This window comes from Pseudomonas sp. HMSC057H01 (assembly GCF_001836405.1).
Classification (GTDB): domain Bacteria; phylum Pseudomonadota; class Gammaproteobacteria; order Pseudomonadales; family Pseudomonadaceae; genus Pseudomonas; species Pseudomonas aeruginosa.
Window position 1 is genome coordinate 204,112 of record NZ_KV828379.1, and the last position, 13,056, is coordinate 217,167.

Below are 13,056 nucleotides of genomic sequence, written 5' to 3' on the forward strand. Positions count from 1 at the left end.
CCTCCCTGCGGTGTCGACACTCAGCCCTTGCCCAGGGCCTTCTTCGGATAGATGTCGTAGCGGCTGGACTTGCCTTCCAGGCTATAGCCGGGCTTGGGCCCTTCGATGATCGGCGCCTTGCGCGGGCGCTTCACCACCACCCGGTGGCTGGCCAGGGCCAGGGCCGCCTGCAACAGCGCCGGAGCGTCGAGATCGTCGCCCACCAGCGGCCGGAACAGACGCATTTCCTTCTTCACCAATGCGCTCTTGTCGCGATGGGGAAACATCGGGTCGAGGTAGACCACCTGCGGCGCCTCGCCGTCCCAGGCGCGCATCAGGTCCGCCGAGTTGCCGCCGAGCAGACGCATCCGCGCGGCGATCGGCGCCACGTCGGGATCGCGCCCGGCGCGCTCCAGGCCATCCTCGAGCAGGGCGGCGATCAGCGGCTGGCGCTCGACCAGGGTTACCTCGCAACCCAGGCTAGCGAGGACGAACCCATCCCGGCCCAGGCCGGCCGTGGCATCCAGGACGCGCGGGCGGATGCCTGGCTGGACGCCGACCGCCTTGGCGATCATCTGCCCGCTGCCGCCGCCGAACTTGCGCCGGTGGGCGCTGGCGCCTTCGACGAAATCGACCCGCACCGGACCGGGGGAGTCCGGCCCCAGTTGCAAGACCTGCAAGCCCTCCTCGCCGACCTGCACGGCGAACTCCGCCTCGTCGTCCGCCGCCAACGGCAGGCCGAGCCGCTCCGCCCAGCGCCGCGCAGCCTCGGCGCAATCGGCGGACAGGGCTTGGACATGCAGGCGAGGAGCGGTGGAATCGGTCATGGTCGGGCAATCGTCGTGGAAAGCGCGGATTTTGCCAGAGTTGGCCCGCGCGCGCTCACCGGCAGACCTTCCATAGGCCCATGTCGAGGTGGAAGTGATCCCGGTGGGCGGCATTGTAGTCGGGCCCCAGCACCGCATTGAAACTGGCGCAGGCGCCGTCCCGCACGCGGCGCAGGAAGCGCCCGTCGGCGCCCTGGTCGGCCCAGTCCGTGGCCAGGCGGATTCGCCTCCCGCCGGCCAGGCGGAAGCCGCTGATGTCCAGGGCATTGGCCGAAGCATGCTGGCTGCGCCGGCCGTTCTCGCGGTTGTAGACGTTGCGGCAGGCGAAGCTGCCGATATGCTCGACCCGCGTCAGCGGCTGGCCATAGATATCCAGGGCTGCCAGTTGCAGCACGTGGCGCTCGAACAATGCATAGCTCACTGCCAACGGGCAACTGGCGAGGAAGCTGCTGCTCAACTCCAATGCCGCCCCACGCACGCGCAGGCTGTTGCTCAACGGGCAGGTAGCCGATGGCGGATCGTCGGCGACCCGCTGGTAGCGCAGTTGCGAGGTGGCCAGGGCGGCGTCACAGAGGCTCCGGTCGTCGGCCAGCCGCCATAGCTTGTAGCGGGTCAGCAGGTTCGGCGGTTCGCGCACGTCCAGCGGCAGCCAGGGATTCCAGCGCGCCGGCAGATCGAGCCACTGGTAGCGCAGGGCGCCGACGGCCCCCGCCAGCAGCAGCAATGGCAGCAACCAGGCCAGGCGGCGCACGGGTTCAGCGGAACAGGTCGTTGATACGGTCGAAAGGCATCGCCGCACGGGTCGCTTCCAGGTCGCGCCGCGCCAGCGCCTGCGCCGCCTCATGGAAAGCGCCGAAGGCGACCCGGGCAAGGTTCGAGCCCAGGCTCACGCGCTTGACGCCGAGGGCTTCCAGCTCGTCCAGCGACAGCTCCAGGCGCGGCGAACCGACCAGTACGTTGACCGGCTTCGGTGCCACCGCTTCGAGCACCGCGACGATCTGTTCGCGGCGGTTCAAGCCAGGCGCGTAGAGCACATCGGCGCCGGCATCGGCATAGGCGCGCAGGCGCCGCAGGGTGTCGTCGAGATCCTCGCGACCATGCAGGAAATTCTCCGCGCGGGCGCAGAGGGTGAACGGGAATGGCAACGCACGGGCCGCCTCGACCGCGGCAGCGACCCGCTCCAGCGCGGCGGAGAACTCATAGATGGGCTGTCCGGCGCGCCCGCTGGCATCCTCTATGGAACCACCGACCAGGCCGGCCTCGGCGGCCAGGCGGATGGTCGTGGCGCAGTCTTGCGGAGCATCGCCGTAGCCGTTTTCCAGGTCGGCGGCGACCGGCAGATCGGTGGCGGCGACGATCGCCCGGGCGTTTTCCAGCGCCTCGGTCCGGCTCACCGCGCCTTCCGCATCGCGCCGGCCCAGAGAGAACGCCAGGCCGGCGCTGGTAGTGGCAAGGGCGTCGAAGCCGAGGCTGGCGAGCATCTTCGCCGAACCGGCATCCCAGGGATTGGGCAGGACCAGCATGCCGGGCCCCTGGTGCAGGTCGCGGAAACGTTCGGCGCGTTGGCGTTGGCTGGTCATGGCGGCGGGCTCCGTGGCGGGGAAAGGACTCCCTAGCCTAGGCGCAGGCCGGCGGAGCGTCGAGCGCCGCGCTCAGAGCAGGCCCAGTTGCTCCACTTCCGGGGCCGGGATCGGCTCGGGTAGCGCCGGCAAGCCTGGCAGGCGCTGGCCCAGCAGCGCATGGAAACGCTGGGCCTGCTGGGCCGCCAGGTGATTGTCGGGGGTATGCAGGAATACGTATGGAGTCAGGCCGGCCTCGATCCAGTCGGCCACCTTGTCGACCCAGGGCAAAAGGAACACCTCGTTGGCCGGCAGGTCGGGACCGCCGATGAAACGCACCTGTGGCGTATCGCTGAAGGCCGCCGGACGGATCGGCAGGCGCGGCTTCTTCGACTGGGCGTGGAGCACCGCCGGATCGTCCGAACGGCAACTGAACAGCGCCCGCGAATCCAGGCAGATGCGCTCCACGCCACGCTCGCGCAGGTGGCGGTTGAGCAGGCGCTCGTCCTCGCCTTTGTCGAAGAACGCCGGGTGGCGTACTTCCACGGCAATCCGTCGCGGACTCAGCTCATCGAGGAAATACAGCAGTTCGCCCAGGCGCTGCGGGGTGAACGCCGCCGACAGTTGCAGCCACAGCGGGCTGACCCTTTCGCCAAGCGGCGCCAGCAGTTCGAGGAAGTCGTCGGCGGCCCCGAGCCGTTCGCGCAGGTCGCCTTCGTGACTGATATCGCGGGGAAACTTGGCACAGAAGCGGAACCCCGCCGGCATCGTCTCGGCCCAGCGCCGCACGGTTTCCGCCGAAGGCCGGGCATAGAAGGTGGTATTGCCCTCGACCGCGTTGAAGATGCCGCCGTAGTGTCCGAGGTAGTCGGCGGAACGCAATTCGCGCGGATAAAAGCTGCCGCGCCAGGCCGCCTCGTTCCAGGATGGACAACCGAGGAAATAAGGAAGGGAAACCACGGGAGCGCGCGGAGCCGCTCAGGCGTAGAGGTCGAGGCCGAGGACATCCTCGGCGCCGGCGTCGATGTTGAGGCTGGCGGTGGAGTTGTAGCTGGCCAGGGCCATCGCCGCATGGCTGCTTACCGGGCGCTGGAACGCCAGCAGGTCGCGGGCGCTCACCGGCAGGCTGTCGCCGCCCGCCGAACTGGCCTGGACCTTGCGCGCCTGCGGCGCCTGCTCGAAGCCCTGGCTGCCGGAAACCGGCGCCGGCTGCTCGCGCCGCGCCTCGACCTCGCGCTGCACGTCGCGATACGGCGTGACCGCGGAGCCCGGTCGGGCGCTGCGCTCCAGCGGCAACGAAGAGGAAGAAAGTCCGTCGATACGCATGATCAAAACCCGGGGAAGTCTCCACACTCTAGCCAGCCCCGAAAGGCTTGGCAATTACCGCTACGCGGCATTTTCAGGGCGCTTTTTTCGGCGTCGCCACGTTGTCGCGCAGGTACACCGGCAGCGCCTGTTCCGCCTCCACGCCTTCGCCGCGCGCCCAGGCGAAGCCGGCCAGGCTGAGCAAGTCCTCGGCATGCGGCAGCAGGCTCGCGTCCAGCGCGGCCGGGCGCTGCGGCATGCGCTCGACGTAGCCCCAGCCGGTGCCGGCGCCGAACCAATCCGCGGCAGCGGCGTCCCACGGTACGGCGACCCGCTCGGGCGGCAGTACCGCTTCGCTGCCGGCCAGGCGCATCTCGCCCTGTTGCAACTGGTAGCAACCCCAGTAGACCTCGTCCATCCGCGCGTCGATGGCCGCGGCGACCCGCTCCGCACCCTGCTCGCGGTAGGCCCGCTGGGCCAGGATCGCCAGGTCGGAGACCGCCAGTACCGGGCGCTGCAGGGCGAAGGCCAGACCCTGGACCACGCCGATGGCGATGCGCACGCCGGTGAAGGCGCCCGGACCGCGCCCGAAGGCGATGGCGTCCACCGCGGACAGGGCGACGCCGGCCTCGTCGAGCAGGTCGCGGACCATCGGCAGCAGGCGCTGGGCGTGCAGGCGCGGGATCACCTCGTAGTGACTGAGCGCCCGCCCCTCGTGGAGCAGGGCGACGGAGCAGGCTTCGGTGGAGGTATCCAGGGCCAACAGAGTGGACATCGACGGTTCCGCGTGGTGAAAAAGACGCCGATTGTACCAGCCTTCTCCGCCCCGGAAACGCCGACGGCCCGCAAGCGGGCCGTCGGTGCTACAGCGCTGCGGATCAGCTCAGGGCCGAAAGCACTTTCGCGGTGATCTGCTCGACCGAGCCGACGCCGGCGATGCTGTGGTATTTCGGGGTGCCTTCGGCGGCCGACAGCTTCTGGTAGAAGTCGACCAGCGGCTTGGTCTGCGAATGGTAGACCGACAGGCGGTGACGCACGGTCTCTTCCTTGTCGTCCTCGCGCTGGATCAGCTCTTCGCCGGTAACGTCGTCCTTGCCGGCGACCTTCGGCGGGTTGTGCTCGGTGTGGTACACGCGGCCGGAGGCCGGATGCACGCGACGACCGGCGATACGCGACACGATCTCCTCGTCGTCGACGGCGATCTCGACCACATGGTCGATGGTCACGCCGGCGTCCTTCAGCGCTTCGGCCTGCGGGATGGTCCGCGGGAAGCCGTCGAACAGGAAGCCCTTGGCGCAATCGGCCTCGGTGATGCGTTCCTTGATCAGGGCGATGATGATGTCGTCGGATACCAGGCCGCCGCTGTCCATCACGCCTTTCACCTGCTGGCCGAGCGGGCTGCCGGCCTTGACTGCGGCGCGCAGCATGTCGCCGGTGGAGATCTGCGGAATGCCGAACTTCTCGGTGATGAACCGTGCCTGGGTGCCTTTGCCGGCACCGGGTGCCCCGAGCAGAATCACACGCATCGATATGCTCCTTAGAATTGGTAAGCGAAAGTCTGGATCCGCCTCGTGGGGCCAATCTCGTATTTGCAGGAAACGGCACTGTATGGCGCCGAAAAGGCTGTCCAAGATACACAGCGCCCCCCCACCGCACAAGACACCGAAAGTTGCCCCCCGCCTTCCCTCATCCGGTGTTGCGCAGTCCGGCGGCGACCCCCGCGACCGTCACCAGCAGCGCCTGCTCCAGGCCGCCGCAGGCGTCGCCCTGGCAGCGCCGCGAACGGGCCAGAAGCTCAGCCTGGAGCAGGTGCAGCGGGTCTAGATAGCTGTTGCGCACGCTGATCGACTCGCGGGTCTCGCTGGCGTGGGCGAGCAGCAGCGACTGCCCGGTCAGTCCCAGCACCACGCGCACCGCCTGCGACAATAGGTCGCGTAAACGACGCCCCAGCGGACGCAGCTCGAGCGGCACTAGACGTTCGTCGTAGAGCCGCGCGATATCCGCGTCGGCCTTGGCCAGGACCATTTCCAGCATGTCGATGCGGGTGGTGAAGAACGGCCATTGCTCGCGCATCTGCCCGAGCAGCGCGCCCTCGCCACGCTCGATGGCGTTCAGCAAGGCGGTCTCCCAGCCAAGCCATGCCGGCAGCATCAGGCGCGTCTGGGTCCAGGCGAAGATCCAGGGAATCGCCCGCAGGCTCTCCACCCCGCCTTCGCGGCGCTTGGCCGGGCGGCTGCCCAGCGGCAGACGGCCCAGTTCCTGCTCGGGCGTGGCCAGGCGGAAATACTCGACGAACTGCGGATCGTCGCGCACCACCCTGCGGTAGGCCAGCAGCGCGTCCTTCGCCAGGCGGTCCATCTGCGCGCGCCAGGCCGGCTCGGGAGCCGGCGGCGGCATCAGGGTCGCCTCCAGCACTGCGGCGAGGTAGAGATTGAGGTTCTGTTCGGCGATGTCCGGCAAGCCGAACTTGAAGCGGATCATCTCGCCCTGTTCGGTGACCCGGAAGCGCCCGGCCACCGAACCCGGTGGCTGCGACAGGATCGCCGCGTGGGCCGGCCCGCCGCCGCGGCCGACGGTGCCGCCGCGGCCATGGAAGAGCAGCAGCTCGACCTCTTGCTGGCGGCAGATCTCCACCAGTTTCTCCTGCGCCCGGTACTGCGCCCAGGCCGCCGTGAGAGTACCGGCGTCCCTGGCCGAATCGGAGTAGCCGATCATCACTTCCTGCACCCCGGAGAGCCGCGAACGGTAGCCCGGCAGCGTCAGCAGGCGCTCCATGCAGGGGCCGGCGTTGTCCAGGTCGTCGAGGGTCTCGAACAGCGGCACCACGCGCATCGGCCAGTCGACGCCGCTTTCCTTGAGCAGTAGTTGCACTGCCAGCACGTCGGACGGCTGGCCGGCCATCGAGATCACGTAGGAACCCAGCGACGCCGGTGGCGCGGCGGCGATCGCCCGACAGGTGGCGAGCACCTCGGCGGTATCCGCCGAAGGCTGGTAGTGCGCCGGCAGCAGGGGGCGGCGGCTGTTCAGTTCCTCGAGAAGGAATTCCAGGCGGGTCTTCTCGTCCCACTCGTCGTAGCTGCCCAGCTCCAGGTACTCGGTGATCTCGCTCAGCGCGGCGGCATGGCGGGCCGAGTCCTGGCGCACGTCCAGGCGTACCAGGAACAGGCCGAAGGTGGCGGCGCGGCGCAGGCAGTCGAGCAACGCGCCATCGGCGATCACGCCCATGCCGCAGGCGTGCAGCGACTCGTGGCACAGTTGCAGCGGCTCGACCAGGTCGCGGTTGTGCTCCAGGACGCCCTCCGCGGCCGGCACCTCGCCGGCCAGGGCCTGGTGGGTCCAGTTGCGGGTCACGCGCAGGCGCTCGCGCAATTGCTTGAGCAGGGCGCGATAGGGCTCGGCGCTATCGCCGACCCGCGCCAGCAGCTGCGGCGAGGCCTGCTGCATGGACAGCTCGGCGGCCAGTCGGTCGATATCGCGCAGGTACAGGTCGGCGGCCATCCAGCGCGCCAGCAGCAGGACCTCGCGGGTCACGCTGGCGGTAACGTTGGGATTGCCGTCGCGGTCGCCCCCCATCCAGGACGCGAAGCGCAGCGGCGCGGCGGTCAGCGGCAGGCGTTCGCCGGTGCTGCGCAGGAGTACCTCGTCGACGTGCCGAAGGACGTTCGGCAAGGCCTGCCAGAGAGAATGCTCGATCACCGCGAAGCCCCATTTCGCCTCGTCCACCGGGGTCGGCCGGACCTTGCGGATCTCGTCGGTATGCCAGGCCTCGGCCACCAGCCGCTGCAGGCGCTGCTGGATGCGACTGCGCTCCTCCGGCAGCAGGTCGGCATGGTCCTTGGCCGCCAGCTGCGCGGTGATCGCATCGTATTTCTGGATCAGCGTGCGCCGCGCCACCTCGGTGGGATGGGCGGTCAGCACCAGTTCGATCTCCAGCCCGGCGAGCTGGCGAGCCAGTTGCCCGGGGGCATGCCCGGCGTCCTTGAGACGCCCCAGCAGCTCTTCCAGCACCAGGTTCTCGAAGGGTTCCGGCTCGTTCGGCCGGCGCCGGCGGATACGGTGGTATTGCTCGGCGATATTGGCCAGGTTGAGGAACTGGTTGAAGGCCCGCGCCACCGGCAGCAGTTCGTCTTCCTCGAGCCCGTCGAGGGTAGCGGTGAGCTGCTGGGCGCCCTCCGCGGAACCGCGGCGGGCAGCCTTGGCGCCCTTGCGGATCAGCTCGATCTTGTCGAGGAACCGCGGGCCGTACTGCTCGCGGATGGTGTCGCCGAGCAATTCGCCCAGTTGGTGGACGTCCTCGCGCAGGCGCGCATCGATTTCCGGCATGACCTGTCTCCACTGCGGGTGGGAAACCAGCTTGGCTCAGGCGCCCCCGCGCTTACAAGCCCGCAGGGTGCCAGTACGGCGCCGCCGGGCCGGAAGCGAGGCTGCCGGCGCCGATCGGGTCTAGTCTGAAGGAAGTGCCCGCACCGAGGCACGGCCCCACGAGGGCACCCCCAACACGCCCGCCACGACCGGGCTGAAGAGGTCAGCATGAAGATCCGTGAGCTTGTCCGCCATTGGGAACACACCGCCAAGGGCCGCATGGCCCGCAACCACTACAGCATCCCGCTGGACGTCGAAAGCGCCGCGCGCCTCGCCGCGCTGCACGAGATGTATCCGCGGCGCAGCGTCGAGGAACTACTGGGCGAGCTGGTCGGCGCCGCCCTGGAAGAACTGGAGGCGAGCTTTCCCTACGTGAAGGGGAGTCAGGTGGTGGCCACCGACGAACAGGGCGATCCGCTCTATGAGGATGTCGGCCCTACCCCACGCTTCCTGTCGCTCTCGCGCAAGTACCTGCACGAACTGGTCGCGCAACAGGACACCTCCAGTCACTGAGCGCGACTTCAGCCATGCCGGCGGTGCACGCCGGGAACGTGCATGTGCCCGGCCTCGGCGCATTCCTCGGGGATAGGCGACAGCGGCGCGGGCTGCTCCAGTTCGCGGAGGATGCCGCAGGCCTGGCTGTTGCCGGCGACCGTACAGCGTGAGCCGAGATCCTGCAGTTGCTCGCGCAATGCCTGGAGTTCGGCGATGCGCACCTCGACGTGATGCAGGTGCTCGTCGATCAGCCGGTTGGCGGTGCCGCAATCCGCCTCGGGACGGTCGCGCAACGCCAGCAGGGTACGGATTTCCTCCTGGGTCATGTCCAGCGAGCGGCAGTGACGGATGAACGACAGGCGCTCGACATGCGCCAGGGTGTATTGCCGATAGTTGCCTTCGCTACGCGCGGGCTCGGGCAACAGGCCTTCGCGCTCGTAGTAGCGGATGGTCTCCACCGGGCAACCGGTTCTCTTCGCCAGCTCACCGATCTTCATGCCAACCCTCCTCCAATCGCCGACGCGGCTACCCGAATTGGCAGTACCGCTTGACTCTGTAGTTGCTACAGGGTGTGCAATCGCACCCAACACGTCAAACGGGAATTGTTTCCATGAGCCACGAACACGCCGACACTTGCTGTCACGGTCACGGTCACGGTCACGGACATGATCATGGGCACCGCCACGCGCCTCGCCCGGCGGTGGCCGCCATCGGAACCCTGGCCGGCAACGCCGAGTTGCGCTGGAGCGACCTGCGCATCGAAGCGATGGACTGCCCGACCGAGGAACGCCTGATCCGCGACGCCCTCGGTCGCCAGCCGGCAGTGGAGTCGCTGGAATTCAACCTGATGCAGCGCCTGCTGCGCGTCCAGCATCGCTTCGACAGCGTCGAGCCGCTGCAGAAGCTGATCGCCGGCCTCGGCATGCAGGCGGTGCCGCTGGATGCCGGCGAAAATACCGACGGCCCCTCGCAAGCGCCGGCGAAGCCCTGGTGGCCGCTGGCCCTGGCCGGCGCGATGGCGCTGGCCTCGGAGATCGTCGAATGGTTCGGCCTGGCGCCGGACTGGGTGGTCGCCGGCCTCGCCCTGCTGGCCATCCTCGGCGCCGGCCTGCCGACCTACCGCAAGGGCTGGATCGCACTGAAGAACCGCAACCTGAACATCAACGCCCTGATGAGTATCGCCGTGACCGGCGCCGTGCTCATCGGCCAGTGGCCGGAAGCGGCGATGGTCAGCGTGCTGTTCGCCATCGCCGAGTTGATCGAGGCGAAGTCCCTGGATCGCGCGCGCAACGCCATCCGCGGCCTGCTGCAACTGGCTCCGGAACAGGCCACCGTGCTGGTCGGCGGCGAATGGAAGGAACTGCCGGCCAAGCAAGTGGAACTGGAAGCCACCGTGCGCGTGAAGCCCGGCGAACGCATCGCCCTCGACGGCGAGGTGACCAGCGGCCGCTCCAGCGTCAACCAGGCGCCGATCACCGGCGAAAGCCTGCCGGTGGAGAAGGAGGTCGGCGAGCCGGTGTTCGCCGGCAGCATCAACGGCGAGGGCGCGCTGGAGTACCGCGTCACCCGCCGCGCCGACGACAGCACCCTGGCCCGGATCATCCACGCCGTGGAGGAAGCCCAGGGTTCCCGCGCACCGACCCAGCGTTTCGTCGACAGTTTCGCCCGCGTCTACACCCCGGTGGTATTCCTCATCGCCCTCGCCACCGCGGTGCTGCCGCCGCTGCTGTTCGGCGGCGCCTGGCTGGACTGGATCTACCGCGCCCTGGTGCTGCTGGTGATCGCTTGTCCCTGCGCGCTGGTGATCTCCACCCCGGTGACCATCGTCAGCGGCCTTTCCGCCGCGGCGCGCCTGGGTATCCTGATCAAGGGCGGGGTGTTCCTCGAACTCGGGCGCAAGCTGTCCTGGGTCGCCCTCGACAAGACCGGCACCATCACCCATGGCAAACCGCAACAGACCGACTACCTGCCGATCGCGGAGGCTGACGGGACGGATGCACGCCTGCTCGCCGCCAGCCTGGCCGCGCGTTCCGACCACCCGGTATCGCGCGCCGTGGCCAACGCAGCGGAAGAAGACGGCCTTGCCCTGGGCGTGGTCGAGGACCTCGCCGCCCTGCCGGGACGAGGCGTCAGCGGACGCATCGACGGCGTCCTCTACCACCTCGGCAACCATCGCCTGGTGGAGGAACTGGGCCTCTGCTCGCCGGCCCTGGAAGAGCGCCTGGACGCCCTGGAGCGCCAGGGCAAGACGGTCATCGCGCTGTGCGATCCGCAGCGCGTGCGGGCCCTGTTCGCCGTCGCAGACGGGGTCAAGGACAGCAGCCGCGAGGCGATCCGCGAGCTGCACGCGCTGGACGTGAAGACCCTGATGCTCACCGGCGACAACCCGCACACCGCAGCCGCCATCGCTGCCCAGGTAGGCATCGACGCAGCTCGCGGCAACCTCCTGCCGGAGGACAAGCTGCGTGAAGTGGAAGCGCGCCAGGCCGACGGCTCGCGGGTCGGCATGGTCGGCGACGGGATCAACGACGCGCCGGCCCTGGCCCGCGCCGACATCGGCTTCGCCATGGGCGCGGCGGGCACCGACACGGCCATCGAGACCGCCGGCGTCGCGCTGATGGACGACGACCTGCGCAAGTTGCCGCAATTCGTCCGGCTGTCGCGCACCACCCACGCGATCCTGGTCCAGAACATCACCCTGGCCCTGGGCATCAAGGCGGTGTTCCTCGCCCTTACCCTGGCCGGGGAAGGCACCCTGTGGATGGCGGTATTCGCCGACATGGGCGCCAGCCTGCTGGTGGTGTTCAACGGTCTGCGACTGTTGCGCAAGCGTTTCTGAAAGGCCCCACTGGCCTCCTCCAGCCCCACTCAGGTGGGGCTTTTTTCTGCCCTGGGAAAAGCACAAGCAGGCGATGGCATACCTGCTGGGAACGCTGCCGTGGTTGCCCGCTTCACGGTCGAAAGCCCCGTACGACGAGCTTTCATGACGAGCGACGGCGTTCCGCGACCACGCCGGAAGCCGACTGTTCAGTCAGAAAATTTCAGATTTTTTTTTGAACCCCTGAACCAGCGGGGGAGTCACTAAAAGTACATGGCCAATCGCCAAGCCCCTGAAACAGAGGCCTGGCAGAGGCTTGCTCAGTGAGCAGGAAGAAAAGACCGGAGGGCCGGAAACGCGCCCACGGTAATGGCCAGAGATGAAAGCCAAGGAATCAGCATCCCTGTCAGAGGAAATTTCCCATGGAGCAAAAAGCGATGAGCAAGCAACACACCGGTTCCCTGCGTGGCCTCAAGCTGGCCCTGCTGGCCGTAGGCAGCAGCCTGGTCCTGGCCGGCTGCGCCGGCAACCCGCCGACCGAGCAGTTCGCCGTGACCGAGTCCGCGGTGAATAACGCGGTAAGCGCCGGCGGCCCGGAATATGCCCCGGTCGAGATGAAGTCCGCCCAGGACAAGCTGAGCCAGGCGCGCATCGCCATGAACGACAAGGAATACGACCAGGCCAAGCGCCTGGCGCAGCAGGCCGAGTGGGACGCCCGGGTCGCCGAGCGCAAGACCCAGGCCGCCAAGGCGCAGAAAGCCGTGAAGGATGCCCAGCAGGGCGTCATGGAACTGCGTGAGGAAGGCATGCGCGATACGCAGCACTAAGCCGGATTCCGCCCTTCTTTCGTCGATTCGTGATTAAGGATGACCCCTATGCGTAAGTACATTGCCCTCCCCGCCGTATCCCTGCTGGCCCTGGCGCTGGCCGCCTGCTCCACGCCGCCGAACGCCAACCTGGAACAGGCCCGCAGCAACTTCTCCGCGCTGCAGTCGCAGCCCGACGCGACCAAGGTCGCGGCCCTGGAAACCAAGGACGCCGGCGACTGGCTGGCCAAGGCCGACAAGGCCTACCAGGATGGCGAAGACCAGCGCGACGTGGACCAACTGGCCTACCTGACCAACCAGCGCATCGAACTGGCCAAGCAGACCATCGTCCTGCGCAATGCCGAGGCGCAGCTGCAGAACGCCTCCGCCCAGCGCGCCCAGGCCCGCCTCGACGCGCGCACCGCGCAACTGGACAAGCTGCGCAGCCAGCTGAATGCCAAGCAGACCTCGCGCGGCACCATGGTGACTTTCGGCGACGTGCTGTTCGATCTCGACAAGTCCGACCTGAAGCCCGGCGCCATGCGCAACATCCAGCAACTGGCCGAGTTCCTCCAGCAGAACCCGGAGCGCCAGGTGATCGTAGAGGGCTACACCGATAGCACCGGTTCCGCCAACTACAACCAGCGCCTGTCCGAGCGTCGTGCCGACTCGGTGCGCATGGCCCTGCTCAGCCGCGGCATCAGCCCGGAACGCGTAGCCACCCGTGGCTACGGCAAGGAATATCCGGTGGCCAGCAACGGCACCAGCTCCGGCCGTGCCATGAACCGTCGGGTGGAAGTCACCATTTCCAACGACGCCAAGCCGGTCGCGCCACGCTCCTCCGTCAGCGGCTGATAAGCCCTACGGAAGCCCAAAAGCCCCGCCATCCGGCGGGGCTTTTTCAT

The 13,056-nt window shown here is 68.3% G+C and carries 13 protein-coding genes; 4 read left to right on the forward strand and 9 right to left on the reverse strand.

Annotated features, from left to right (window positions below):
* Window positions 1-20: 20 nt before the first annotated feature.
* The 8 genes from HMPREF2581_RS01385 to ppc all read right to left on the reverse strand — a co-directional run bounded on the left by HMPREF2581_RS01385 (window position 21) and on the right by ppc (window position 7,993).
* Window positions 21-806 (reverse strand): class I SAM-dependent methyltransferase, encoded by a 786-nt coding sequence (locus tag HMPREF2581_RS01385; RefSeq protein WP_003137977.1) that lies wholly within the window; start codon window positions 804-806, stop codon window positions 21-23.
* A 55-nt stretch (window positions 807-861) separates the two neighbouring features.
* A complete protein-coding gene (locus HMPREF2581_RS01390) occupies window positions 862-1,557 on the reverse strand; it encodes an extensin-like domain-containing protein (protein WP_003137975.1) in 696 nt (231 codons plus the stop codon).
* Window positions 1,558-1,561: 4 nt separating this feature from the next.
* The gene (locus HMPREF2581_RS01395) at window positions 1,562-2,386 is read right to left on the reverse strand and encodes an isocitrate lyase/PEP mutase family protein (RefSeq protein WP_003129903.1); all 825 of its coding nucleotides are present in this window, start codon (window positions 2,384-2,386) and stop codon (window positions 1,562-1,564) included.
* Window positions 2,387-2,458: 72 nt separating this feature from the next.
* Window positions 2,459-3,325, reverse strand: a complete 867-nt coding sequence (locus HMPREF2581_RS01400; RefSeq protein WP_003129902.1) for a DUF72 domain-containing protein — start codon at window positions 3,323-3,325, stop codon at window positions 2,459-2,461.
* Window positions 3,326-3,343: 18 nt separating this feature from the next.
* Complete coding sequence (locus HMPREF2581_RS01405; protein ID WP_003098661.1) at window positions 3,344-3,691, reverse strand: hypothetical protein; 348 nt, start codon at window positions 3,689-3,691, stop codon at window positions 3,344-3,346.
* Window positions 3,692-3,764: 73 nt separating this feature from the next.
* Window positions 3,765-4,445 (reverse strand): tRNA (adenosine(37)-N6)-threonylcarbamoyltransferase complex dimerization subunit type 1 TsaB, encoded by a 681-nt coding sequence (tsaB, locus tag HMPREF2581_RS01410; RefSeq protein WP_003092483.1) that lies wholly within the window; start codon window positions 4,443-4,445, stop codon window positions 3,765-3,767.
* A 103-nt stretch (window positions 4,446-4,548) separates the two neighbouring features.
* Window positions 4,549-5,196 (reverse strand): adenylate kinase, encoded by a 648-nt coding sequence (gene adk, locus HMPREF2581_RS01415; protein ID WP_003092485.1) that lies wholly within the window; start codon window positions 5,194-5,196, stop codon window positions 4,549-4,551.
* Window positions 5,197-5,356: 160 nt separating this feature from the next.
* Entirely contained in the window at window positions 5,357-7,993 is a 2,637-nt protein-coding gene (gene ppc, locus HMPREF2581_RS01420) for a phosphoenolpyruvate carboxylase (protein WP_003137972.1), read from the reverse strand.
* 207 nt (window positions 7,994-8,200) lie between these two features.
* Here ppc and HMPREF2581_RS01425 point away from each other — a divergent pair, with 207 nt between their 5' ends.
* Window positions 8,201-8,545 (forward strand): hypothetical protein, encoded by a 345-nt coding sequence (locus HMPREF2581_RS01425; RefSeq protein WP_003092488.1) that lies wholly within the window; start codon window positions 8,201-8,203, stop codon window positions 8,543-8,545.
* Between the two features lie 8 nt (window positions 8,546-8,553).
* On the opposite strand, the gene cadR is transcribed toward HMPREF2581_RS01425, so the two are convergent.
* Window positions 8,554-9,024 carry a Cd(II)/Pb(II)-responsive transcriptional regulator gene (cadR, locus tag HMPREF2581_RS01430; RefSeq protein WP_003092490.1) on the reverse strand — a complete coding sequence of 157 codons (471 nt, stop codon included), beginning with the start codon at window positions 9,022-9,024 and terminating at the stop codon, window positions 8,554-8,556.
* Between the two features lie 113 nt (window positions 9,025-9,137).
* Between cadR and HMPREF2581_RS01435 the strand changes: the two genes are divergently transcribed.
* The 3 genes from HMPREF2581_RS01435 (at window position 9,138) to HMPREF2581_RS01445 (ending at window position 13,006) form a co-directional block, all read left to right on the forward strand.
* A complete protein-coding gene (locus HMPREF2581_RS01435; RefSeq protein WP_003137970.1) occupies window positions 9,138-11,366 on the forward strand; it encodes a heavy metal translocating P-type ATPase in 2,229 nt (742 codons plus the stop codon).
* Between the two features lie 401 nt (window positions 11,367-11,767).
* The gene (locus HMPREF2581_RS01440; protein WP_003092495.1) at window positions 11,768-12,172 is read left to right on the forward strand and encodes a DUF4398 domain-containing protein; all 405 of its coding nucleotides are present in this window, start codon (window positions 11,768-11,770) and stop codon (window positions 12,170-12,172) included.
* 48 nt (window positions 12,173-12,220) lie between these two features.
* On the forward strand, window positions 12,221-13,006 hold the full coding sequence (locus HMPREF2581_RS01445) for a lipotoxin F family OmpA-related lipoprotein LptF (protein ID WP_003092499.1): 786 nt from the start codon (window positions 12,221-12,223) through the stop codon (window positions 13,004-13,006).
* The last annotated feature ends 50 nt before the right edge of the window (window positions 13,007-13,056 follow it).